Below are 22,683 nucleotides of genomic sequence, written 5' to 3' on the forward strand. Positions count from 1 at the left end.
ACTCACTTGCGCCAGACCAGCAGGCGATTATTGGCCGGCATGGCGTTATCTTCCTGCAACTTGAAACCCGCCGTCTCGGCCAGTTCATTCACCCGCTCGAAATCGCGAATAGCGCTGTAGCTGGCCTGGCTGGCAAGCCATTCATCGAAACGCGCATTGCTGGCAGAACTGTACTCCCCGCCGTAGTTAAACGGACCATATACCGCCAACAGGGTGCCCGCCGAAGCGCGCTCTCCGAGCTCCGCAAACAACTCACAGACGGATTCCCACGGCATGATGTGCAGGCTGTTGGCGGTGAACAGCGCCTGCGGAACAGTGGCTACGGGCCACGGGCGCGCGCTCACATCCAGACACAGGGGAGAAGCGAGATTGGCTCCTCGATAGGCTCCGCAACGAGGTTCCAGCGTTGCCATCTGGGCGGACATGTCAGTGGGCTGCCAGCGCAAGTGTGTCAGGTGCTGGGCAAACCAGGTGGCGTGCTGCGCCGTACCCGAGGCAATTTCCAGTACCTCAGTGGAGCCCGCAAATACGCGAGTCAGAACGTCGAGAATGGGCGCCTTGTTGTTTTCACACGCCTGAGAAAACGGCAGGCCATCCATCTTCAAGCTGCCGGGGGCGTATCGCGTGTGAATACCGGTTCGTGGGCGCTGGACTCTGCCCGATTGTACTTGTAGCCACTGCCCTTGAATTTCTTTAGTGCCGCTGGATCATTCAGCTCCTTGTCGATGATATAGCGGGCCATCTCGCCTCGGGCTTTCTTGGCGTAGAAACTGATCACCTTGTATTTCCCGTTCTTCAGGTCCTTGAACACTGGCGTGATAAGTTCCGCTTCCAGCTCGCGCACTTTTACCGCCTTGAAGTACTCATTCGAGGCCAGATTCACTAGTACCGGTGAGCCAGACTTCTTCAACTGTTTCTGCAGCAGCTCGGTAATGTCATTACCCCAGAATTCATACAGGTTCTTGCCGCCTGAATTGGCAAATTTGAGGCCCATTTCAAGCCGATAAGGCTGCATCAGATCCAGAGGACGAAGCAAACCATAGAGCCCGGAGAGAATACCCAGATGCTTCTGGGCAAAGCCTAACTGGGAGGCCGTTAGCGTGTCGGCCTCGAGACCCGTATAAACATCGCCCTTGAATGCGAGCACGGCCTGCTTGGCGTTATCGAGGGTGAACGGTGTTCCCCAGTTCATAAAGCGGGCATGATTCAGCGCCGCAATGTTCTCGCTTACCCCCATCAGGCCGCGGATATCGTCCGGACTCATCTGGCGCGCATCTTCCACCAACTGCTGAGACTGCTGCAGGAACTGGGGCTGGGTAGATTTGCGCGTGGTTGGAGGGGTGTCAAAATCGAGGGTCTTGGCTGGGGAAATTACTGTGAGCATGCTGCCTGCCTTGTTGATTGTTTGCGTGGTGGCCCACAAGGCCGCCCTTTGCTGCGGCTGCTATGATACTCTGCGCCAAAATAATCAAAAACCCCCGGGACGCGTTCTGTTCATATCCAGCCTTAAATCTGTTGTTAGCACGATCGACCGGGTGACCGACGTCACCGGCCGCCTGTTGGCCTGGCTGGCGCTGGCCATGGGCCTCACTACCGCTGTGATTGTGGTGATGCGCTACGGCTTTAATACCAACTCGATATTTGCCCAGGAGTTGGTCACCTATATGCACGGCAGCCTGTTCATGCTGGGGGCCGCCTACGCTCTGAAAGTGGGAGCCCACGTCCGCGTAGACATTTTCTACCGCGAGTTCAGCGCGCGAGGCAAGGCCTGGGTCGATACCCTCGGAGGCATTGTCTTCCTTATACCCTTCTGCCTGTTTGTGACCATGGTGAGTTGGCAATTCGTTAGCGAGTCATGGGCGATCGGGGAAATTTCTTCTGAACCCGGCGGCATTCCAGCGGTGTACCTGCTCAAGGGCCTGATCCCGGCTATGGCGCTAAATCTGCTGCTCCAGGGCATTGCTGAGACCTTGCGCAGCACACTGACGCTGGTGGAGGACTGACATGGAGTATTTGTCGCTCTACCTGTTTGCCGCGGTCTGTCTGTTGCTGATGCTCGGCTACCCGGTAGCCCTTACCCTGGCGGGCACCGCGCTGGCTTTTGCCGCGGGGGGCATACTCGCCGGTGTGTTTGACGCCGGATTCCTCAATGCTCTACCCGGTCGCATTTTCGGCACCATCAACAATTTCACCCTGGTCGCTGTACCGCTGTTCATCCTCATGGGGAACATCCTCGAAAAATCCAAGATAGCCGAGGAGCTGCTGGACAGTATGGCCAGAGCCTTCGGTGGCTTGCGCGGGGGGCTGGGTATCTCGGTTGTCGTGGTGGGCATGCTGCTGGCCGCGAGCACCGGTATTGTCGGTGCCACCGTAGTCACCATGGGCCTGCTGTCTCTGCCCACCATGCTGCGCAATAACTACAGCCCATCTCTCGCTGCTGGCACGATCTGCGCCACCGGCACCCTGGGCCAGATCATTCCGCCGTCTATTGCGTTGGTACTGCTGGGCGACGTGCTTGCCAATGCCTACCAGCAAGCCCAGCTATCGATGAACGTGTTCCAGCCAAAAACCATCTCGGTCGGCGACCTGTTTGTCGGCGCGCTAATACCTGGCCTGATTTTGGTCGCGCTCTATATCCTCTACATCCTGGTGTACTCCACCCTTAAACCCGAAGCGGCACCCCCGGCAGACGAGACCCGGCTGGACCTTGGCAAATTATTGAAGGGCCTGCTCCCGCCGTTGGTTTTGATCACCGTGGTGCTGGGTTCGATCCTCGTAGGCGCTGCAACGCCTACCGAAGCAGCGGGCATCGGGGCCATTGGTGCGCTGATTCTGGCCTACGCAAAAGGTCAGATGGACCTGGCGCGGCTGCGAGAGGCGGTGATCAATACCATGGAAGTCACCTGCATGGTCTTCCTAATACTGCTGGGCGCCGCTCTATTTTCCCTCGTCTTTCGTGGCTTCGGTGGCGAAGAGCTAATTCATGGTTTCTTCCACAGCCTGCCCGGCGGGGTTATGGGCGCCACACTGGTGGTCATGGTCGCTATTTTTCTGCTCGGGTTTATCCTCGACTTTATCGAGATCACCTATGTCGTCGTGCCCATCGTAGGCCCTATCCTGCTGGCCATGGGGCTGGATCCTATATGGCTGGGTGTGATGATCGCTATCAACCTGCAGACCTCCTTCCTGACCCCACCCTTCGGCTTTGCTCTGTTTTACTTACGAGGCGTGGCACCAGAGAGTCTGCCCACAAGTGCTATCTACCGCGGCGTGGTTCCCTTTATAATCATCCAGCTGCTGCTGATCATGGCGCTGTGGGCCTGGCCGGAGATGGCTACCTGGCTGCCGGCGCAAATGAAGCAGTAATTAACAAAATCACCCGAGATAGATCATGAACGACATCGATTCAACACCGGTCCCCCACGGGGAACTGGCCCTACAGACCGTTGCCATGCCCGCGGACACCAACCCCGCAGGCGATATTTTTGGCGGCTGGCTGATGTCGCAAATGGATATTGCTGGCATGGTCACCGCCAGCGACGTGGCCGGCGGCAGGGTGGCAACAGTAGCCATCAACGGCATGCTATTCCTAACCCCGGTGCACGTAGGGGCCGTGGTGTCCTGCTATTGCGATGTGCTTGAAATTGGCCGCAGCTCAATCACCATGGTGGTCGAGGTATGGATCAACTCACAACATGATGGCGAGCCGATCAAAGTCACCGAGGGCGAATTCGTATTTGTCGCCATCGATGAGAATGGGCGCACCCGGGCCATCCAGAACAACTGAACTAGTAGTCCTCGTCACCCATCACTTCATCACGCAGGTTGTAATACGCCTGTTCTGAAATGTGGTGGTAGTTGCGCACCCCTTTATAAAACTCGCTGTAAGAGGCATAGACTTTTGCGGCCATCGGGTCCCGTGCAACGAGATCATCCATCGCCTTGCGAGTCCCTCGCCACAGAGCCTCCAACACGTTTTCTGGCAGACGTCTCAACTGGACGTCGTGCTCGTTTACCAGGGCCTGCAGTGCCTGGTTGTTGCGCCCGGTATACTCATCGAGCATGTCCTGGCTCGCCGCGCGGGCAGCCTGACGCACGATCGCCTGCAAGTCCGCAGGCAAGGCCTCAAACGAGTCCTTGTTGACGATAAACTCTAGTATTGAGCCGGGCTCGTGCCAACCGGGGTAATAGTAGTATTTCGCCACCTCATGGAAACCCAGGATGCGATCGTTGTACGGGCCCACCCATTCGAGGGCATCGATAACCCCGGTTTGCATGGAGGTATAGAGTTCACCGCCGGGAATATTCACCGCCGTGCCGCCCGCCGCTTTGAACACCTCGCCGGCGAGGCCGGGAATGCGCATCTTGAGGCCCTTGAGGTCCTCAGCAGTGTTCAGCTCCTTGTTGAACCAGCCGGCCATCTGTACGCCGGTACTGCCTCCGGCAAAGGGAATCAGATTAAACGGCGCGTAGGCCTCTTCCCAGAGTTCCAGCCCACCTCCATAGTGCAGCCAGCCATAAGTCTCCTGCGCATTCAGGCCAAACGGTACGGAGGTAAAAAATACCGACGAAGGGACTTTGCCTTTCCAGTAATACGCTGCCCCGTGCCCGGCATCTGCAACGCCCTGTGACACCGCGTCAAAGACACCCAGCGAGGGTACGATTTCGCCTCCACCGTAAACATGTATCTTCAGCCTGCCGGCACTCATTTCCTCGACATGTCGAGCCAGGTTTACGGCCGCGGACCCGAGGCCCGGGAAATTCTTGGGCCAGGTTGTTACCAGCTTCCATTCGATAACTTCCTCGCTCGCCGCAACGCTGCCAGCATGCGCCGGACCAGCCTCGCCTGATTTATCGGTCGCCCACAGAGCGATCACCACGACAAGAGCAGACACCAGGGCCAGGATAATTATCGGGCTCAGGCGCTTTTCAGTTTCACTGATGGCCATGGCATTGGTTCCTCAATTTTTTGTTATTGCTTTTAGACAAGCTGCAGATTGGCGTATTGCAGCACCAACCACTTGCTCCCCTCGGCGTCGAAGTTCACTTCCACCCGGGCACTGCTGCCGCGGCCTTCGAAGTTTAGCACGGTGCCCTCACCGAATATCTGGTGGTACACCCGCTGGCCGAGGCTGAGCCCGGTATCGGGAATTTCAGCCTGTGAGAGTGAGCTGACCGGCCGTGCCACGGTGGTATTCAATCGCACTTCCTGCAGCAACTCTGCAGGAATTTCGCGCACAAATCGGGACGGCGCATTAAACGTTTCACTGCCATGGAGCCTCCGGGATTCGGCGTAGGTCAGCACCAATTTCTCCATCGCCCGGGTAATCCCGACATAGCAGAGCCGACGCTCCTCCTCCATCCGCCCAGGCTCTTCAGCGGACATGCGATGGGGAAAGAGGTTCTCCTCCATACCCACCAGGAATACCAATGGAAATTCCAGGCCCTTGGCTGAGTGCAGTGTCATCAACTGCACGCTGTCTTCATGTTCTTCGGCCTGGGCATCGCCGGCGTCTAACGCGGCGTTGTCAAGAAACTGCTGTAAGGGTGGGGCGTCATCACCTTCTTCGGCAATAAACTGCTTGCCAGCGCTCACCAGTTCTTCCAGGTTCTCTACCCTGGCCTGGCCCTTCTCACCCTTCTCCTTGCGATGAAATTCAATCAGGCCCGACGCGTGGACCACATGTTCCACCAGCTCCTCCAGATGCAACTCATCGGTGCCCGAGTCAAGCTCGTTGATCAGCACGGCAAAGCCATCCAGGGCACCGAGTGCTCGCGCTGGCAGCAGTTTTTCCTCTACTGCAGCGGCGATGGCCTGCCACAGCGGTACGCCCCGGCTGCGTGCCACTTCGCGCACCACATCGAGGGTTTTCGACCCTATGCCACGCGGCGGCGTGTTGATCACCCGCTCCACGGCAGCGTCATCACCCCGGCTCTGGATCAGGCGCAGGTAGGCGAGCGCATTGCGGATTTCGAGGCGCTCATAAAAACGCTGGCCGCCATAGATGCGGTAGGGAATGCCGGCCCGAATCAGCGATTCTTCCAACACCCTCGACTGGGCGTTGGAACGGTAAAGTACGGCTACCGAAGAACGGTTTTGGCCGTTGTCTATCCATTGCTGCGCCTGCTCGACAACAAAGCGCGACTCGTCATGTTCGTTAAAACCGGCGTACAGCGTGATAGGTTCCCCGGTCTCACCAGCTGTCCACAACTCCTTGCCAAGGCGACCGAAATTAAAACCGATAACGCCGTTGGCGGCCTGTAGAATGGTCTGGGTTGAGCGGTAATTCTGCTCCAGGCGCACAGTACCCGTGCCTTCAAAATCATCGGTAAAACGCTGGATGTTTTCAATTTTGGCCCCGCGCCAACCGTAAATAGACTGGTCGTCGTCGCCGACCGCCATCACCGGTATATGCTTACCTGCCAACACCCGCAGCCAGGCGTATTGAATGGTGTTGGTATCCTGGAATTCGTCCACCAGTATCTGTTTGAAGCGCCCCTGATAGTGCGCAAGAGTTTCCGGCGATTTTAGCCAGAGCTCGTGCGCCCGCAACAGCAGTTCGGCAAAATCCACCATGCCGCCGCGCTCACAGGCCTCTTCGTAAGCCCGGTATACCTGCAGCATGGTCTGGCCAAAGAGGTCACCGTGGGGAACATCTATATGCTTGGATCGCAGGCCCTCGTCCTTCTGCGAGTTGATGTACCACATCGCCTGTTTGGGCGGCCAACGGCCATCGTCGAGCTCGAGCTCGCGGCAGATCCGCTTAACCAGACGCAACTGGTCGTCGCTGTCCAGGATCTGGAAATTCTGCGGCAGGCCCGCTTCTTTCCAGTGTGCCTTCAGCAGCCGATGGGCGAGGCCGTGAAAGGTACCCACCCACATACCCTGGGAAGGCACCTGCAGCATTTCCTCGATGCGCGAGCGCATTTCTTTGGCCGCCTTATTGGTGAATGTCACCGCCAGTATTGACCAGGGCGAGAGGCCCTCTGCACGGATCAACCACGCAATACGGTGCACCAACACGCGGGTCTTGCCACTGCCGGCTCCAGCCAGCACCAGCAGATTACCGCTCTCGGCGGCTACCGCCTGGCGCTGGGCTTCATTAAGGGGGGAGAGAATTTCTGATACATCCATCGCCGCATTCTAACCGACTGCAACCACTCTGGTTCTAATTTTTTCCATCTTAAATCGGCGCTGGAAACGCCCGCCGAAAAACAGGAAATACATTCCATTGCGGCCACCGACAGCCCCACCCTCCCAAGGGCTCAGTCATGGCCGGAGAACCTGAGCTGTTGTACCGAAAACGAGGACGAGGAGGTCGGGCGTCAGCTCGGCAGATTGGATCGCAACCTACAAGCCATGCGCAACCAAAATTGGACCTGCTTGGGCAGCATTAGCCCAAAGGGTCTGATACTATCCCGGCAAAGGGGACGGGGTAAAAAGACCATGAATAACGATAAAGACCGCGAAGAAGAGCAGTTGAATCTCGAGGTCGACGACGACCAGAGCTGGGAGCCCCGCGAACGGCTGTTTGATGATTTCGACGACAGTGATGAATCAGACGACGACCGCGATACCGATCACAACGCCATGTTTTCTGACATTGATGCCGATGATGACCTCGAAGAAAGTGTCGATGAGGACGAGCCGGCCTACTTTGATGACTCTCCTGAAGATCACGCTGAACCGACCGAAACCGTCACCTGGGATGACCAGGAGCCCCAAGAAACAGACCCCTGGGGAGCTCCAGTGGACACTCCATACGAAGAGGATTCGCCCGAGGACGCTCCAGTTCCACAGACTGACCCGATGCCTGCGATGGCTGCACCGGCCGGCGACGAGACAGATTGGGACGAGGACGATCAAGAAGACGACGGTCAGGACTACTACGAAGACGAAGACCGCGAAATCACTCTGCCGCTCGGCCTGATCCTTGTCGGCCTGGTCGCGCTTCTCCTACTGGGTGCGGGAGGTTACGGTGTGATGCAACAGCGCGCCGAGATGCAGGAAGAAGTCCGCCGGCTACAGTCAAACCTCGCCACAGCGGCCAACCCTAGTGAAGTTGCAGAAACTCGCGCCAGCAATGAAGCGCTGGTAGAACTCAACGCTGACCTCGAAGCAGAACTGGAATTATTGACGGCAGAGAATCGCAGTCTGCAGGCCATTGTCAGCGGCCTGGAAAGTCAGCTTGCCGCGCAACAGGATGCGCTGGTCAAACCCAAACCCGCTCCACCCAGTCCTGCCCCTGCGGCCGCGGCAAAACCCGCGCCCAAGCCTGTGGCGCGTTCTACAGCTCCCGCTCCCAAGCCGTCGTCCGCTGCACCAGCCACTGTGGAATCCGGTAGCTGGTTCGTGAATTTCGGGTCCTACAGCCAGGAAGAGACAGCGCAAGGCTGGGCCGAACGACTCAAACCGGGTGCGGGTGAGGTTGTCGTCATCACTGGTGAAAAGTCTGGCCGTACATTCTATCGAGTGCGGGTCGTCAACCTCACCAGCCGAGAGCAGGCCGATGCCACCGCCAGGCGCCTCGAGAGCCGCTATGAGTTGCCAAAATTGTGGGTGGGTCAATCTGGCTGACTTGGCAGGTCAAGGCGGGCCTGCTAAGGTTTTGCTCCCCTGAATGGAGATATTCACAATGAAAATGATCAAGTATTCCGCCCTCGCTCTGGCCCTGGGCAGCACTTCCGCTCTTGCGGCCGATTGCGAAGCACCAGCAGCCCCTGAACTGCCTGATGGCGCTAGCGCCAGCATGGAAGAAATGCTTGCGGGTCAAAAATCAGTGAAAGCATTCCAGGCGGCAAACCTCGCGTACATGCAGTGTCTGGAACCCACTATTGCGGCGGCTCAAGCGAAGCTGGATGAAGGCGCTGAGGGAGCTGCTGATATGCTCAAAGCCGCCGAAGAAACCTACAACGCCGCGGTTTCTGCCGAAGAAGCGGTGGCTGGACAGTTCAACACTGAGGTTCGTGAGTACAAGGCTGCCAGCGCCCAATAGGGAGCTACCCGAGCACCAGGCTCACTGGCCCCAGGGGTGAGTGAGCCCTCGCCACCGCCACAATGTATAGCGCTACCATCAGGGCCGCCACATAGGAAACGCTCTGCCACATCCGGGTTCGAGCAAACCGCATCGTGACCATTCCCAGCCCGATGTACAGTAGCAAGGCGCCTATTTTCACCATCACCCAGTCCAACTGGAAGGGCGACACCTGCCAGATAACCAGCATTCCGATAGCGCTGGCCAACAACAGTGTATCCACCATGTGTGGCGCCACCCGGGTGAGCTTGTGAGCCCGCAAAGCATTGTCCGAAAGCACCCAGTAACCGCGCAGGGCAAATCCCGCGATCGACAGCACCGCGCAACTCACGTGCAGGCATTTCAACCATTCAAACATTTGGGTGCGACCGCTCAACAGTATTGGTCCGTCAGGCTATCAGGGCCACAGCGAATCTCAAGGATCGCTCCGTCCGATGGAAGTACCATTTACCGGCTGATAAACTCCCCGCTTCGCCTAATTATCTAGAACAGCCTGTGGAAGGATCCGCGGGTTTAAAAATGCTGGAGAATCATCGCATGCAATCATTTTTCGCTCTCCCTCGTCGACGCTTTCGAGGCAAGGTCAGGTTCATTACGCTGGCACTTGTCGCGTTTTTGTCTGCGTGCCGTATGCCGATAGTGATACAGGGTGAAGGGTTCATCTTTGGCGCCGAATCGAGCGCAATTTATCAGGACGGCTACGTCCTCGAGATCAATGAAGACTTCCAGCAAACCTTCTGGCCGGTGCCGGCGCCAAGCCATTATTTCGAGAGCTGGAATGCCATCTGCAAGGGCGGGGATTTCCTGGAGTGCCCACTGGAGCTGACCGAAGAGGCCTGGGGGCAAGATAGAGAAGTCCCCCTGGACGCTACTTTTCTGCCCGGTTATGCCGGCCCACTGCAACTCATCGACTATCAGTATTTCTGGAACGAACTCAGCCGTACGCTGACAATTCCGGTCGACAGTATCCAATTGATCGGTGGTGACCCCAGCGCAGCACTGCGTGCCTTTGTCGCTCCACCGGGAATGAGCCTGGTGGTTGCCGGCCGGCGAGTGGGTGACAACTTCGAATTCCAGCTACCGGTCAGCCAATACACCGCTGACGAATTCTGGTTATTCCTGTCGACTCTGGACGAGGAAGGGACCTTGGCCACCGTGGGCTCCGAGTTCGGTAACGACGATTACATGAACCCGGTTACCGATTTCAAGCCTCACAGCAAGAACTCACCGTGGACCAATGTCCTTGTTGGCTGCGCCACTGCCAACGATGTGCACAGCCTCTGTTCCATGGAAACCTTACCGTACGTCGGAGCGGTCACTGACTCTCCGACCCTTCAAGACGTAATGCACCGCGTGGTTGTTTCCCATGGCTGGATGGGCCAGCGCTTTGCCAACGTTCTCAAACAGCTCCCCCCGGAGATGTTGAAGATGTTTCGCGGAGTAACCGCCATCGTCATCGGCTCGGAGGTTCGGCCCTCTTTCTTCACACCACTGACCAGCGCCATCCATATCGACCCGCAAGACTTGTGGCTCACCCCCGCGGAGCGCAACACCATCGACTGGGAACCCGACTTTCGCTCCGGCTTCGGCGCCGCGCTAAACTTTATCCCTGCGAGCACCTACCTGGCCGGCTCCAATTACGCCTGGTACTCCAGCAGTTCGTACCCTGAGGGCTACACTCGCGGTATGAGCGATATCATCTGGCCGCTCGGATATGTCCTGATTCACGAGTTGGCCCACGCCAATGACTACATTCATCCGGCGATCACCCCTGATGCCAGTGGCACACGCACTCCTCTGGACTATTACTTCTTGCTTAACGGCCAGGACGCCTCCACATCACTGGCCAACACTTACCCGCTCAACTCAGATTTGTTATACCGGGTGGGCAATGTGTTGTTCCAGGGTGCGGAAGCCAGCGCAGACATTCTGTCTCTATCCGGAGATGCGATTGGCAATGAATTTGCCGCCGACAGTGCAAATGCCTTCTACGCTTATTCCAACATTTATGAAGACACGGCATCGCTGGTGGAAGAGGTGCTCATGCGCTACTTCTTCGGCCTGAACAAAATGCAGGCGTTTGTTGATGTCCCCATTTCCGCCGAACCGGTATGCACCGAATACACGGTGCGCTGGGGCAGCGTCAATCGAGCGGCCGTTCCGCAAATCAAAGAGCGCGCCCGATTAGTGTTAAGCACCATTCTGGGTGAGGCAGATGTCTCAAAGTATCTCGACGCAGTACCTGAACAGACAAAGCTCCAGACCGGTATCGGCCTGTGTGAGAGCCTCCCGCTGCTGTCTGCTGGTCCCCTTCAGGACACGCGCCTTGCAGGGCAATATCGCGACCTGAAGAACTTCCCCCGGCGCATGGCCAATCACGAGCGAGCGCATAAAGAGCACCGTTCACTTCAGGCCCGACGCAAGGCAGTCGAAGAGCGGCACCAACGCTGATGCCCCTCGAGAACCGCAGTGCTTGCACTGCGGTTCAGCGTCACTCGACGGTGACCGACTTCGCCAGGTTGCGCGGCTTGTCAACATCCGTGCCCTTCTGCACCGCCACGTGATAAGACAGTAATTGCAACGCAACCGTGTATACAATCGGCTTGGCAACCTCGGGGCAGTGCGGCATCGGCAGCACTTTTATCCGCGGCTCACTGATAAAACCGGCCTGACGGTCAGCGAAAACAAATAACTCTCCACCGCGCGAGCGAACTTCTTCCAGATTCGACTTGAGCTTCTCCAACAACTCGTCTCCGGGCGCCACCGCCACAACCGGCATATCATCATCCACCAGAGCCAGTGGGCCGTGTTTCAGCTCGCCGGCGGGATAGGCCTCGGCGTGGATATAGGAGATTTCCTTAAGCTTCAGTGCGCCCTCCATCGCCACCGGATAGTGGATGCCCCGTCCGAGGAAAAGCGAGTGATGCTTGGGAATAAAGGCCTCTGACAGCTGCTTGATATCTGCATCGAGTTCCAGTGTTTGCTGCACAAAATCCGGCAGCTTTTGCAAAGCGTTCACCAGCTCCTGCTGCTTCTCGGCAGCCATTCCGTTGCGTCTACCGAGCGCAACGGTGAACATCAACAAGGCAACCAACTGGGTGGTGAAGGCCTTGGTGGAGGCAACCCCGATCTCTGTACCAGCGCGTGTCAGGAACACCAGATCGCTTTCACGTACCAGAGAACTGTTGTCGACATTGGCGATGACCAGACTACCGACGAAATCATCTGCCCCCGCATCGCGCAACGCTGCAAGGGTGTCTGCCGTTTCGCCAGATTGGGATATGGTCAGTAACAGTGTCCCTGGATGTTGTACCCGTTTGCGATACCGAAACTCCGAGGCCACTTCCACTTCGCAGGGAATCCCGGCCAGCTCTTCCAGCCAATAGCGCGCTACCATTCCCGAATGAAAGCTCGTGCCACAGGCGACTATCTGAACCGCCTCGACCCGATCAAAAATGTCTGCGGCACCTTCGCCGAATGCGGAATCCGCTATCTCATGCCCAGCGGTCGCATTGAACGTCGCCGCTAACGCTCTCGGCTGCTCATAAATCTCTTTGAGCATATAGTGGTCAAAGTCGCCCAGCTCCACTGACTCCTCTGCTTCGGCAATGCGCGTTTTCTCGCGCCGCACTGGTTCGCCGGCTTCGTCAAAAATGCTGATGGCAGCAGGCGTAATACAAACCATGTCGCCCTCTTCCAGATAGATAAATCGATCTGTCACCTGGCGCAGGGCCATCTGGTCAGACGCCATAAAATTCTCACCGATACCTATACCGATCACGAGCGGGCTGCCCTGGCGCGCGCCGACAACCTGTTCAGGATGCTCTCGGTCGATAACGGCAAGTGCGTAGGCACCCTCCAAACGGTTTACCACCGAACGCATTGCCCCCATCAAGTCAGCGCCATCGGCAAGTGCCTTGTGCAGAAGATGAACTATGACTTCGGAATCTGTCCCGGAGGAGAACTCATACCCCTGCCCCTCCAGCTCTTCACGCAGGGCCGCATGGTTCTCGATAATGCCATTGTGTACCAGCGCTATCCTGTCGCCCGACACATGCGGATGCGCATTTGCCGCAGACGGCTCACCGTGGGTCGCCCAACGAGTGTGGGCAATACCGGTGCAACCATGATGCGGTTGCTGCGCCTGTGCCTTCTCCAGCTCGGCGACCTTGCCCAACTGCTTGTGCAGTAGCAGGTTGGACTCATTGTCCAGCAAGGCCATGCCCGCCGAGTCATATCCTCGATACTCGAGACGACGCAGGCCCTCGAGCAGGATTTCACTAACTTCGCGCCGCGTAGCGGCCGCCACAATACCGCACATGCTATTCGTCTCCGCCCGCTTTGGTCGGCCGCTTCCAGCCCTGAATATTGCGCTGTTTGGCCCGGCTCACCGCCAATTCGTCCGCTGCTACCGCCCTCGTGACCGTGGACCCGGCGCCGATGAATCCACCGTCTTCGATGGACAGCGGCGCCACCAGAGTACTGTTGGAACCTACGAAGACCCCGTCACCCATGCTCGTCTTGTGTTTGTTCACGCCATCGTAGTTGCAGGTAATCGTGCCCGCGCCGATGTTAACGCCCGCCCCCATCTCGCAATCGCCCACGTAGGACAAGTGGTTGATCTTGCTACCGGCACCGATTTTCGCTTTTTTGGTCTCGACAAAATTGCCAACTCTTGCCCCTGCCGCAAGCTCTGTTCCAGGGCGCAAGCGGGCATAGGGACCAACATTGGCCTCAGCACCAACAGACACATCCTCGAGGTGACTCATAGCGTGAATATGTGCTCCGGCCTCCACGGTCGTGTTTTTCACTACACAGTTAGGGCCAACTTTCACACCATCACCCAATTTGACTACACCCTCGAAGACCACGTTCACATCGATAAAAACGTCATGACCGCAAACGAGTTCTCCGCGGATATCCAGCCGCGAGACGTCGGCAACGGCCACGCCCTCAAGCAGCAAAGCTTCCCCCCGGCGGCGCTGAAACTCACGCTCAACCCGATTCAGCTGGACCCGGTCGTTCACGCCGAGCACCTCCAGTTCCGAGGAGGCAATACAGCTGGCCACGGCACGGCCATCAGCCACAGCCAATGACAGCACGTCCGGCAGGTAGTACTCACCCTGGGCATTTTCATTGCCCACCCGTGGCAGGTAGGCCTGCAAATCGACAGCCGGCACCGCCATGACGCCGGTATTAATCTCGTCGATGGCCAGCTCTGCCTGACTGGCATCCTTGTGCTCGACCACAGACAAGAGCTTGCCGGTATTGTCCCGAAGAATACGGCCCAGACCCGCGGGGCTCGCTACCCTGGCGGTGAGTACCGCAGGGGCGGTGGTCGCCGCTGAAACCAGTTCAGACAAGGTTTCGGCGCGGATCAACGGTACATCGCCGTAGAGCACCAGCACCGTGCTGTCGCTGCCGATGTGCGGCAAGGCCTGAAGGACAGCGTGGCCAGTGCCCTTCTGCTCGGTCTGAGTGACCCAGTTGATCGCAGCGTCATCAACAGCCTGCATGACATCTTCCGCACCGTGGCCAACCACCACGTGCACCGCCCTGGGTGACAGGGCCCTGGCGGTGTCCACTACACGTTGCAGCATCGGCCGCCCGGCAACCGGATGCAAAACTTTGGGCAATTGAGATTTCATACGGGAGCCCTTGCCCGCAGCGAGAATAACGATTTCGAGGTTCATTGAAAATATCCATGAGGCGGCCAGACTCAAGCCGCCTGTCAGTGTTTTTTTGACATATAACGTTGATTAAGCGCATATTACTTATAGCTTTTATCAATACAACGCCTTTTGTCATAAGAAAATTGACAACGTATGAAATACGACAGCCTCCAACAGATAGGCCTCGACAAGCGGGAAATCAAAATCTACCGGGCTCTGCTCAGGCTGGGCCCTGCATCCATTCGTGATGTCGCAACCGAGGCGGGGGTGAACCGGGGCTCAACCTACGAGACCCTCAAACAACTGGCCACCAAGGGCGTTGTCAATTACCTGCCCCGAGGCAAGCGGCGCGTCTTCCAGGCCGAAGAGCCAGAGCAATTGCTGCAGTTAGGCGAACGGCGCCAACAGGCGCTTTCCCAGGCCATGGAGCAGCTGCGCACGGAAGTCATACCCGAGCTCAAGCAATCCCAGGGCAAGTTCAGCCCCGGCAATGTTCGGTTCTATGAAGGAGACGACGGTGTCGAGCTGGTGTTGCGGGATATTCTTGACAGCACAGCCAGTGACCCCGAACGCGGCTACTCGGTCATCTCGACCAAAACCTTGCGCGAGCACCTCTATCGGCCCTTTCCAAATTTCACCCGTCAGCGCGAGGCGAGGGGCATCCGAGTGCGCGTTCTTGCCGTCGGTGAGGGTGGTGACGAGGCGGAATACGCAGAGCGCAAGTGGCTGCCGGCACCCGACACCAGTGACGCTTCCTATATTGCGATCTACCCCCCGAAAGTCGCGATGATTACACTGGCGGAAAAAAACTACCCGGTGGTTGTCATTATCGATTCAGCGGCGATTGCTTCCACCCAGCAGATCCTGTTCAACACCCTGTGGGAGCTGTTGTAACCACAGGCTCGCGATAACCCCTTGGTGGTAATCCAGAACCCGCTATTTTCTTCTATGCTTTAACCGATCCATTCAGCCGCCGGGAAAATTCATGAGCCGTACTGTTACCTTCGCCGCCACGCAACTGACCATCAGTTGGGATATAGACGCCAATCTCGCCAAAGCCGAACAGGCTGTCCGCGATGCACACGAAGCCGGAGCCCAGGTAATCCTGCTCCAGGAGCTGTTTGAGGCGCCCTATTTTTGCAAAACGCAGCAGTATCGCTACCTCGACCTGGCCAAGCCGCGCGTCGGCAATCCACTTATTGAACGCTTCGCCCGGCTGGCCGCAGAACTACAGGTGGTACTGCCCATCAGTTACTACGAGCGCGATACCAATACGTTCTTTAATTCCCTGGTGATGATCGACGCAGATGGCACGGTCCTGGATAACTACCGCAAGACCCACATCCCGGACGGCCCGGGCTATTGTGAGAAATTCTATTTCACTCCCGGGGACACCGGATTCAAGGTATGGAAAACCCGCTACGGAGTCTTTGGGGCAGGTATTTGTTGGGACCAGTGGTTTCCCGAAACTGCTCGTTGTTGTGCCCTGATGGGTGCAGAAGCGATGTTCTACCCCACCGCTATCGGCACTGAACCCCAAGATCCAACTCTCGATTCCAGCGGCCATTGGCAACGCGTCATGCAGGGCCATTCTGCCGCTAACGTGCTGCCAGTCATCGCCTCAAACCGGATCGGCGTAGAGGAAGACGACGGCATCACCACCACCTTCTATGGCTCCTCATTCATTACCGACCACACCGGCGAGAAAATTGCTGAAGCTGGACGCGATGAGGAAAAAATCCTGATCGCCGAAATCGACCTGGACGCGACGGCGGAATACCGCCAGGCGTGGGGGCTATTCCGTGACCGCCGGCCGGAGCTGTACAACCCCATCGCCAGCCTGGCCTGCGGCGACAATACATGAGCGCAACGCTGACCAGCACCCCGCGGGCTGATGGCTTCCGCATGCCCGGAGAACACGAGCCGCAACAGGCCGTGGTGATGGCCTGGCCAGAACGCAGCGACAACTGGCGCAATAATGCCGGCCCGGCCCAGCAAGCGTTCACCGCTGTCGCCTCTGCAATCGTGGCGGAAACCCCAGTAAAAATGTGCGTTTCAGCAGGCCAGGCTCATAACGCCCGGGCCATGCTACCTAATGAAGTCGAGTTGCTCGAGATCCCCTGCAACGACAGCTGGATGCGCGATATCGGCCCCAGCTACGTTGTGAACAATAAGGGAGCCGTACGCGGGGTGGACTGGCACTTCAATGCCTGGGGCGGGGAGGTAAATGGTCTCTATGAGGATTGGTCGCTGGACGAGGCGCTGGCTTCGTCCTTGCTGAGGGCACGCGGCGAAGATCGCTATCGCGCTCCGCTGGTACTCGAGGGTGGCTCGATCCACGTGGACGGCGAAGGCACCTGCATTACCACCGCTGAGTGCCTGCTGCACCCCGGTCGCAATCCGCAATTGGGGCAGGCCGACATCGAAGCTCTGCTCAGAGACTATCTCAACGTAGACACCTTTTTCTGGCTGCCGCTGGGTGTGGTCAACGACGAAACCGATGGCCACATCGATAATATCCTGCACATCGCTCGCCCTGGCGAAGTCCTGCTGACCTGGTGCGACGACCCGGCAGATCCCGTTTACAACATCTGTCGCGATGCGCTCGCTGTGCTGAGCGCGCAACCAGATGCCGCTGGGCGCGAACTGACGGTACACAAACTGCCGCTGCCCGGGCCTCTGTTCATGTCTGCAGAGGAGGCCGCTGGCATTCAGCTGTCAGACAATATGGTGCGCGAGCCAGGGGAAAGGCTGGCTGGGTCCTATGCCAATTTCCTCATCACCAACGCCAGGGTGGTATTTCCCCTGTTAGATGCCGCCACCGACGACGCAGCGCGGGCGATCTTGGAGAGGGTATTTCCTGAACATGAAGTGGTGGGCATCCCCGGGCGAGAGATACTGCTTGGCGGCGGCAATATCCACTGTATTACCCAACAGATTCCAGCCTGAAACCGACCACTGTCACTTTTTCGCCCGCGCGATTACCTCGATCTCTTCCACTGCTGCTTGCAAGGCCTGCTCCTGATTGAAACCGGCATACTTTGCAGCGAAGGCGTGAGCTGCCGCCGCAATAGAGGGGTCAGTAGCAACACGATCAAACGCTTCCCTGATGGCGTCCGCATTCCCCAGATTCGCCGACACCCCGGCACCCAATCGCTCGGTATTGATTGCCGTCAGATTTTGCTCGACATGGGCGGGCAATTGCAGAATCGGCTTGCCCGCAAGTAGAAGGTTAGCGGTACTGCCATGGCCTGAGTGCAATACCGCCATATCACACTGATGGCGAGCCTGTTCCATATCGAGCGGTGTGCTGACAATACGCATATTTTCGCCCTGCCAACGGTGCACATCAAAATCTCCAGCGAGATACGCCAGTACCGTGCAACCGCTGCACTGCATGTGGTCCAGCAGGCGTGGCAGCCCGCGAAAGGGCTTGAGATAAGCGAAGACGCGAGGCCCATCAACCGCAGGCCAATCTGGGGCAACTCCCTGCAGGTCTGACCAGATGCCACAGTAGCGCGTCCTTCCGTCGAGCACTGCTGCCCGCTGCGGATAGTGGTCCAATTCGGCGAAGGTGCCCAGCAAGTTGGCGTCAGTTCGCTGGTACAGTTCCCCAAGCCCCAGCAGCGGCGCTTCTCCTTGAAGCGCTAGCTGTCGATTTACGGTTTCCGTGACCTCCGCCTCGGTTTGCTGCAGGCGCTCTGGGTAGTGATCTTCCCAGGGTCGAATGTCAGGCAAGGGCGATATGTTTGGCGGGCACACAAAGCCGGTCCCAACATTGACCCTGGCAATATCCAGGCCCTGTAACGCTATCTGGGAAAACGGCGAGTAATCCTGAACTACTACATCCGGGCGCACCAGTTCGAACAGGTTCCTCCATCCCCGAACCAGCCCGCCCAGAAGGCGTGCATCTGCCGCACCCGCGTTGTAGAGAATATCCGCAAATGTGGCGGCTTCGCGGATTTTCCCCTCTACCGCTGAAACCGAAACCATCGGGGCGGGCATTACCCGCATGGAAGCCGGTAATGCGTCTATTCGACTGAAATCGCGAACAGCAAAAAACACCTCATGCCCGCGCGCCTCAAGCGATTGGGCCAGGGGTCGTAACCTGGCAAGATGGCCCAGGTCTGCACCAAAATCCCAGGCTAGCAGTACTCGCAGGGAGGAATTATTGCCCATTGCATGGCCTTATAAAGCATGGTTATATCGTGTAATAGCTAAAAGTAATGTTAATTGCTTAAGATATAAACCAAAGATCGCACTTCTTTACAGGGGGAACGCAATGTCATCCACTTCCGTCAACGAGCCACTTGGCGCTCGAATAGCACTATATTCCGTCGCTGCAACCGGTCTCGCTAGTGGTGTAGCCCAGGCGGCACCGGTCGAATCAGAAGGTTTCCCAATTTCACTGACCGTCGAAACAGGCGGCGACAGCTATGACTATCAAGAAACCTTCATCGATGTAGATGGCGATGGCACAGATGACTTTCGGCTTTGGGCTGAGGGAAGGCCTCTCGCTAGTCCATGTGACTATGGGGACGCCAATGCAACAGCGAGTATTGATGATAGCTATTACGGTGACTACAGCAACTATATCCTCAACGATGAGGCAGACTCCTACTATGCCTCACTGATCACCGACGGAGCCACGATTGACGAAACATCAACAGTCCAGCGTCGATATTCTTATTTAACTGGCTGTTACTATGCGGACTCTGGCAATTTCGGTCCCCCAACTCGAGGATACATCGGCTTCTCTTTCACCGTTGGCGCTGACAGACACTATGGGTATTTCGACGTGGAAACGGCTCAGGGCAGCCTGGTTACAACTATCCACTCCGCATGTTTTGAATCCACCGCTGGCGTCGGCATAGCTGCAGGAGCCTGTGCCCCTCCACCCGCCGCCCCTCCCGTAGATGATCCGGGCGCCGTGGATCCCGATTCGGGCGCTGCCGCGGATGGGCCGCAGGCGATCCCTGTCGGCGGCCTGATCCCCATGTCACTTGGCGTACTGGCCCTCGGCGCCGCAGCCATGCGGCGCCGCAGGCAGTAGCACTAAAACAGAACGACCTTGTCCCCCGGCCGGCGTGCACTGCTGCTGGGCTGGAGTGGCGCCGACTGGGAGTTACTACACCCGCTAATCGCAGCGGGTGCCATGCCCAATCTGGCGAAGTTCCTTGAAAACAGCGTTCAGGGAAGCCTGCGCACTCTCCAGCCACAGTTTCCCCCTCTTCTGTGGACTTCCGTCGTCACGGGTAAAGGACCGGTTGAGCACAACATTCTGCACGGCCTGACGGTCCATCCTACCGGCGATATCCTACCTGTCAGCCGGCTCGATATCGGCTGCCAGACGATTACTGATATTGTAAACGCCGCGGGCGGAACCACCGTTTCAATCAACTGGCCCCTGAGCTATCCCGCCGTAGGCCATAGCGCCAGCGAGCTTTGCTTTCGCCTGGCCGGGTCCAGCAATGCGCTGGAGCCATTGGCACCCGCTGCCGTCAGCCCCAGCCATACAGAAGAACTAGTTCAGGGGCTACGCATGTCCCCAGCAGAGCTCAGCCGGGAAGAGCTCGAATTTTTTGTCAGCGACCTTGATAACGCACAGGCTGCTGGCGATCCCTTACTGCAACAGCTTGCGGTCGCCCTGGCTGAGACTATAAGCACTCACGTGGTCGCCATGGAGATGATGGAGAGCGCTGACTGGAATCTCGCCTTGCTCCGTTACGAACTCCTCGACACCCTCGGGCCAGCGTTTATGGCGAACCATCCCCCTCAATTGGGTTGGGTAAACGATGAACTGTATGACCGCTACCAGGGCACCATCGCAGCGGGGTGCCGCTACCTCGATCTGCTGTTCGCCGCCCTCCTTGATCGAGCCGGCAACGAATGCAGTATCGTGCTGTTTTCCGAGCGCGGACTACAAAGCGGTGAACAACGGCCAAACTCTCGCGAGCTTGCTGAACAGAGGGGTGCAGCACCGTGGTATCGCGAGCAGGGAATTCTGGCCATGTCCGGTCCGCAACTGCACCATGAAGGCTCCGTGCACGGCGCCGGCTTGCTGGATATTGCTCCAACTGTCCTCGCCATGCTCGACTTACCCCGGGGCGATGACATGCGCGGCCGAGTTCTGGCTGAATCATTCTCAGAACCGCCTCCAGATATCCGCATCGGCACTCACGAACCCTTGACCCCTGCAAAGAGTGAGACGCTGAGCCCTGCGCAGACAGATGCATTGCGTTCCCGCTGGCTGGAAACTGGCGTCATTAAAGAGGCCGACGTTGCATTGACGAGCGCGGGCATCCTCAGTGAGACCAGCTTCAATCGCGCAATAGCGATGATGGAAAATCGTCAGTTCCAAAGTGCCCACAAAATTCTGGAAAAATTACACCAGGAGCAGCCCGAAAACGAACGAATTGCACTGCACCTGGCCCGCTGTAAGCGCCGCACAGGTCACCTGGAAGACTCGGCTAAATTGCTTCAAGCGGTTGTTGACCACCCTCAGCAACGCCCCTATGAACTCATCCAACTCGCCCAACTACAGATCGCCACCGGACTATACGAACAGGCGCTCGGCAACCTGTTCCGGGCGGAACAGGCGGAGGGGGAGCGACCCCAGGTTCACGCGACAATAGGCCAGGTTTATCTCAAGCTGGGCCGCTGGGAACAAGCCGAGCGCGCTTATCGCAAGGCCCTGCAAAGGGACCCACAACACGCCGAAGCACACCGGGGTATGGCCGCCACACGCCTGGGCCAACGCGACTTCCTGGCCTGCATAGATTCAGCGTTAACGGCGATCGATCTGGACCGCAACCAACCACAGGCGCACTACTTTCTGGCCCGCGCACTCGCCGCCACAGAGCGACCGGACACTGCAATTGCCGCCTATGAGACCACTCTGGAATTGAACCCGGACCACACCGACGCGCGCCAGCAATTGCTCATATTACTAGAGCAGCAGGGCTTCACCGAAGAAGCTGAGCGTCATCGCGCAAAGCTGATCCGCCAGGAAGCGCTAGCGGCCGTCTCCAAGCAGATGCACGCGCAAAAATAGTGATCGTCCCCAAACTCAGTATCGGCTTGCCGGTATACAACGGCGAGAACTTTCTCGCTGGCGCGATAGGCAGCCTGCTAGACCAGAGCTATCGCGACTTCGAACTCATCATCTCCGACAACGCTTCAACTGATCGGACGGCGGAGATTTGTCTGGCTTTCGCCGCGACCGACGATCGAATTCGTTATGTTCGTAATGACGAGAACCAGGGAGCGGCCGCCAACTACAATCAGTGCCTGGCTTTAGCCAGCGGTGAGTATTTCAAATGGGCCGCTCACGACGACCTCTGCCATCCACTGTTTCTGGCGCGATGCATCGCCGTGCTGGAAGCCAATCCTGGCGTCGTGCTTTGCCACAGCCAAAGCCAGGGAATTGATGACAGCGGAGCAACAAAAGGCAGGTATGGGGAAGAGCGCTCATTCAGCTCCCCATCGCCCTCCCGGCGCATGTGGCAGGTTATCAGTACACCCCATGTGTGCATCGCTGTATTTGGCGTGATGCGCCGCGCTGTGTTGCTCCAGACCATTCGCCACGGCGATTGGGTTGGCGCCGATAGAAACCTGTTGGCTCAACTTAGCCTGCATGGAAAAGTCGTCCTGGTACCCGAGGTACTGTTCAAGCGCAGAGAACACCTGGAATCGTCTATCCATAAGTTTGAAGATGAGCAGGAACGCCTGGCCTGGTTCAATCCAGCCTTTGCAGGCAAACGAAGCCGGCCTACCTGGCGGCGCTGGCAGGAATACAACAAGGCCGTCCATGGCGCGCCGCTCGGCCTGGTCGAAAAAGCCCGCTGCTACCTGCAATTACTGCGCTGGGTGGGCGCGAGGCACCACACCGGCCCCAGAAACTACCGGATGCTAGCCCGGGAAATATTCACCGGCGCCGGGCCGGCTTCCTAGCCCCTCACGAAGTGGACTTGCTA

20 protein-coding genes are annotated in these 22,683 nt (G+C 57.8%); 12 read left to right on the forward strand and 8 right to left on the reverse strand.

Going from position 1 to position 22,683, the window contains the following annotated elements:
• Positions 1-2: 2 nt before the first annotated feature.
• Together EY643_RS19315 and yaaA are read right to left on the reverse strand one after the other, a co-directional pair.
• Positions 3-599: a DUF938 domain-containing protein gene (locus EY643_RS19315; RefSeq protein WP_338035557.1), complete on the reverse strand. Its 597-nt coding sequence runs from the start codon at positions 597-599 to the stop codon at positions 3-5.
• 2 nt (positions 600-601) lie between these two features.
• Positions 602-1,384, reverse strand: coding sequence for a peroxide stress protein YaaA (gene yaaA / locus EY643_RS19320; RefSeq protein WP_153240793.1), 783 nt, complete (start codon positions 1,382-1,384; stop codon positions 602-604).
• On the opposite strand from yaaA, the gene EY643_RS19325 reads away from it, so the two are divergent.
• The 3 genes from EY643_RS19325 to EY643_RS19335 are packed head-to-tail and all read left to right on the forward strand — an operon-like array spanning position 1,383 to position 3,787.
• Complete coding sequence (locus EY643_RS19325) at positions 1,383-2,003, forward strand: TRAP transporter small permease subunit (protein ID WP_153241142.1); 621 nt, start codon at positions 1,383-1,385, stop codon at positions 2,001-2,003. The genes yaaA and EY643_RS19325 overlap by 2 nt on opposite strands.
• A 1-nt stretch (position 2,004) precedes the next feature.
• Positions 2,005-3,366: a TRAP transporter large permease gene (locus tag EY643_RS19330; RefSeq protein ID WP_153240794.1), complete on the forward strand. Its 1,362-nt coding sequence runs from the start codon at positions 2,005-2,007 to the stop codon at positions 3,364-3,366.
• Between the two features lie 25 nt (positions 3,367-3,391).
• Positions 3,392-3,787, forward strand: a complete 396-nt coding sequence (locus EY643_RS19335) for an acyl-CoA thioesterase (protein ID WP_153240795.1) — start codon at positions 3,392-3,394, stop codon at positions 3,785-3,787.
• Between the two features lies 1 nt (position 3,788).
• Here the strand turns inward: EY643_RS19335 and EY643_RS19340 are convergent, their stop codons facing one another.
• Together EY643_RS19340 and uvrD are read right to left on the reverse strand one after the other, a co-directional pair.
• Positions 3,789-4,949: a TRAP transporter substrate-binding protein gene (locus EY643_RS19340; RefSeq protein ID WP_153240796.1), complete on the reverse strand. Its 1,161-nt coding sequence runs from the start codon at positions 4,947-4,949 to the stop codon at positions 3,789-3,791.
• Between the two features lie 32 nt (positions 4,950-4,981).
• Entirely contained in the window at positions 4,982-7,135 is a 2,154-nt protein-coding gene (gene uvrD / locus EY643_RS19345) for a DNA helicase II (RefSeq protein WP_153240797.1), read from the reverse strand.
• A gap of 312 nt (positions 7,136-7,447) precedes the next feature.
• Here uvrD and EY643_RS19350 point away from each other — a divergent pair, with 312 nt between their 5' ends.
• Together EY643_RS19350 and EY643_RS19355 are read left to right on the forward strand one after the other, a co-directional pair.
• The gene (locus tag EY643_RS19350) at positions 7,448-8,578 is read left to right on the forward strand and encodes an SPOR domain-containing protein (protein WP_170287474.1); all 1,131 of its coding nucleotides are present in this window, start codon (positions 7,448-7,450) and stop codon (positions 8,576-8,578) included.
• A 58-nt stretch (positions 8,579-8,636) separates the two neighbouring features.
• Positions 8,637-8,996, forward strand: a complete 360-nt coding sequence (locus tag EY643_RS19355; protein ID WP_170287475.1) for a hypothetical protein — start codon at positions 8,637-8,639, stop codon at positions 8,994-8,996.
• 4 nt (positions 8,997-9,000) lie between these two features.
• Here EY643_RS19355 and EY643_RS19360 read toward each other — a convergent pair whose 3' ends face one another.
• Positions 9,001-9,411 (reverse strand): SirB2 family protein, encoded by a 411-nt coding sequence (locus tag EY643_RS19360; protein ID WP_153240799.1) that lies wholly within the window; start codon positions 9,409-9,411, stop codon positions 9,001-9,003.
• A 161-nt stretch (positions 9,412-9,572) separates the two neighbouring features.
• Here EY643_RS19360 and EY643_RS19365 point away from each other — a divergent pair, with 161 nt between their 5' ends.
• Positions 9,573-11,486 carry a hypothetical protein gene (locus EY643_RS19365; RefSeq protein ID WP_153240800.1) on the forward strand — a complete coding sequence of 638 codons (1,914 nt, stop codon included), beginning with the start codon at positions 9,573-9,575 and terminating at the stop codon, positions 11,484-11,486.
• Between the two features lie 40 nt (positions 11,487-11,526).
• Here EY643_RS19365 and glmS read toward each other — a convergent pair whose 3' ends face one another.
• A complete protein-coding gene (glmS, locus tag EY643_RS19370; RefSeq protein ID WP_153240801.1) occupies positions 11,527-13,356 on the reverse strand; it encodes a glutamine--fructose-6-phosphate transaminase (isomerizing) in 1,830 nt (609 codons plus the stop codon).
• 1 nt (position 13,357) lies between these two features.
• Positions 13,358-14,728 carry a bifunctional UDP-N-acetylglucosamine diphosphorylase/glucosamine-1-phosphate N-acetyltransferase GlmU gene (gene glmU, locus EY643_RS19375; protein WP_153240802.1) on the reverse strand — a complete coding sequence of 457 codons (1,371 nt, stop codon included), beginning with the start codon at positions 14,726-14,728 and terminating at the stop codon, positions 13,358-13,360.
• Positions 14,729-14,860: 132 nt separating this feature from the next.
• Between glmU and EY643_RS19380 the strand changes: the two genes are divergently transcribed.
• From EY643_RS19380 to aguA, 3 genes are all read left to right on the forward strand, one after another.
• Positions 14,861-15,601 (forward strand): TrmB family transcriptional regulator, encoded by a 741-nt coding sequence (locus EY643_RS19380; RefSeq protein WP_153240803.1) that lies wholly within the window; start codon positions 14,861-14,863, stop codon positions 15,599-15,601.
• 91 nt (positions 15,602-15,692) lie between these two features.
• Positions 15,693-16,571, forward strand: coding sequence for an N-carbamoylputrescine amidase (aguB, locus tag EY643_RS19385; protein WP_153240804.1), 879 nt, complete (start codon positions 15,693-15,695; stop codon positions 16,569-16,571).
• The gene (aguA, locus tag EY643_RS19390) at positions 16,568-17,656 is read left to right on the forward strand and encodes an agmatine deiminase (protein ID WP_153240805.1); all 1,089 of its coding nucleotides are present in this window, start codon (positions 16,568-16,570) and stop codon (positions 17,654-17,656) included. The genes aguB and aguA overlap by 4 nt, the downstream gene beginning before the upstream one ends.
• A 12-nt stretch (positions 17,657-17,668) precedes the next feature.
• Here the strand turns inward: aguA and EY643_RS19395 are convergent, their stop codons facing one another.
• Positions 17,669-18,886 (reverse strand): glycosyltransferase, encoded by a 1,218-nt coding sequence (locus EY643_RS19395; protein ID WP_153240806.1) that lies wholly within the window; start codon positions 18,884-18,886, stop codon positions 17,669-17,671.
• A gap of 103 nt (positions 18,887-18,989) precedes the next feature.
• Here EY643_RS19395 and EY643_RS19400 point away from each other — a divergent pair, with 103 nt between their 5' ends.
• Genes EY643_RS19400 through EY643_RS19410 form a run of 3 tightly spaced genes read left to right on the forward strand, consistent with a single transcriptional unit; the run spans position 18,990 to position 22,660 of the window.
• On the forward strand, positions 18,990-19,760 hold the full coding sequence (locus tag EY643_RS19400) for a hypothetical protein (protein ID WP_153240807.1): 771 nt from the start codon (positions 18,990-18,992) through the stop codon (positions 19,758-19,760).
• A gap of 18 nt (positions 19,761-19,778) precedes the next feature.
• Positions 19,779-21,761 (forward strand): tetratricopeptide repeat protein, encoded by a 1,983-nt coding sequence (locus EY643_RS19405; protein WP_153240808.1) that lies wholly within the window; start codon positions 19,779-19,781, stop codon positions 21,759-21,761.
• Complete coding sequence (locus EY643_RS19410; protein ID WP_170287476.1) at positions 21,761-22,660, forward strand: glycosyltransferase family 2 protein; 900 nt, start codon at positions 21,761-21,763, stop codon at positions 22,658-22,660. The genes EY643_RS19405 and EY643_RS19410 overlap by 1 nt, the downstream gene beginning before the upstream one ends.
• The last annotated feature ends 23 nt before the right edge of the window (positions 22,661-22,683 follow it).

The organism is Halioglobus maricola (assembly GCF_009388985.1).
Classification (GTDB): Bacteria; Pseudomonadota; Gammaproteobacteria; order Pseudomonadales; family Halieaceae; genus Halioglobus; species Halioglobus maricola.

Excerpts from the sequence above, each read along its gene's own strand:
- EY643_RS19315 (WP_338035557.1), bottom strand. The coding sequence starts at position 599 with ATGGATGGCCTGCCGTTTTCTCAGGCGTGTGAAAACAACAAGGCGCCC.
- EY643_RS19325 (WP_153241142.1), top strand. The coding sequence starts at position 1,383 with ATGCTGCCTGCCTTGTTGATTGTTTGCGTGGTGGCCCACAAGGCCGCC.
- yaaA (WP_153240793.1), bottom strand. The coding sequence starts at position 1,384 with ATGCTCACAGTAATTTCCCCAGCCAAGACCCTCGATTTTGACACCCCT.
- EY643_RS19330 (WP_153240794.1), top strand. The coding sequence starts at position 2,005 with ATGGAGTATTTGTCGCTCTACCTGTTTGCCGCGGTCTGTCTGTTGCTG.
- EY643_RS19335 (WP_153240795.1), top strand. The coding sequence starts at position 3,392 with ATGAACGACATCGATTCAACACCGGTCCCCCACGGGGAACTGGCCCTA.
- EY643_RS19340 (WP_153240796.1), bottom strand. The coding sequence starts at position 4,949 with ATGGCCATCAGTGAAACTGAAAAGCGCCTGAGCCCGATAATTATCCTG.
- uvrD (WP_153240797.1), bottom strand. The coding sequence starts at position 7,135 with ATGGATGTATCAGAAATTCTCTCCCCCCTTAATGAAGCCCAGCGCCAG.
- EY643_RS19350 (WP_170287474.1), top strand. The coding sequence starts at position 7,448 with ATGAATAACGATAAAGACCGCGAAGAAGAGCAGTTGAATCTCGAGGTC.
- EY643_RS19355 (WP_170287475.1), top strand. The coding sequence starts at position 8,637 with ATGAAAATGATCAAGTATTCCGCCCTCGCTCTGGCCCTGGGCAGCACT.
- EY643_RS19365 (WP_153240800.1), top strand. The coding sequence starts at position 9,573 with ATGCAATCATTTTTCGCTCTCCCTCGTCGACGCTTTCGAGGCAAGGTC.
- glmS (WP_153240801.1), bottom strand. The coding sequence starts at position 13,356 with ATGTGCGGTATTGTGGCGGCCGCTACGCGGCGCGAAGTTAGTGAAATC.
- glmU (WP_153240802.1), bottom strand. The coding sequence starts at position 14,728 with ATGAACCTCGAAATCGTTATTCTCGCTGCGGGCAAGGGCTCCCGTATG.
- EY643_RS19380 (WP_153240803.1), top strand. The coding sequence starts at position 14,861 with ATGAAATACGACAGCCTCCAACAGATAGGCCTCGACAAGCGGGAAATC.
- aguB (WP_153240804.1), top strand. The coding sequence starts at position 15,693 with ATGAGCCGTACTGTTACCTTCGCCGCCACGCAACTGACCATCAGTTGG.
- aguA (WP_153240805.1), top strand. The coding sequence starts at position 16,568 with ATGAGCGCAACGCTGACCAGCACCCCGCGGGCTGATGGCTTCCGCATG.
- EY643_RS19395 (WP_153240806.1), bottom strand. The coding sequence starts at position 18,886 with ATGGGCAATAATTCCTCCCTGCGAGTACTGCTAGCCTGGGATTTTGGT.
- EY643_RS19400 (WP_153240807.1), top strand. The coding sequence starts at position 18,990 with ATGTCATCCACTTCCGTCAACGAGCCACTTGGCGCTCGAATAGCACTA.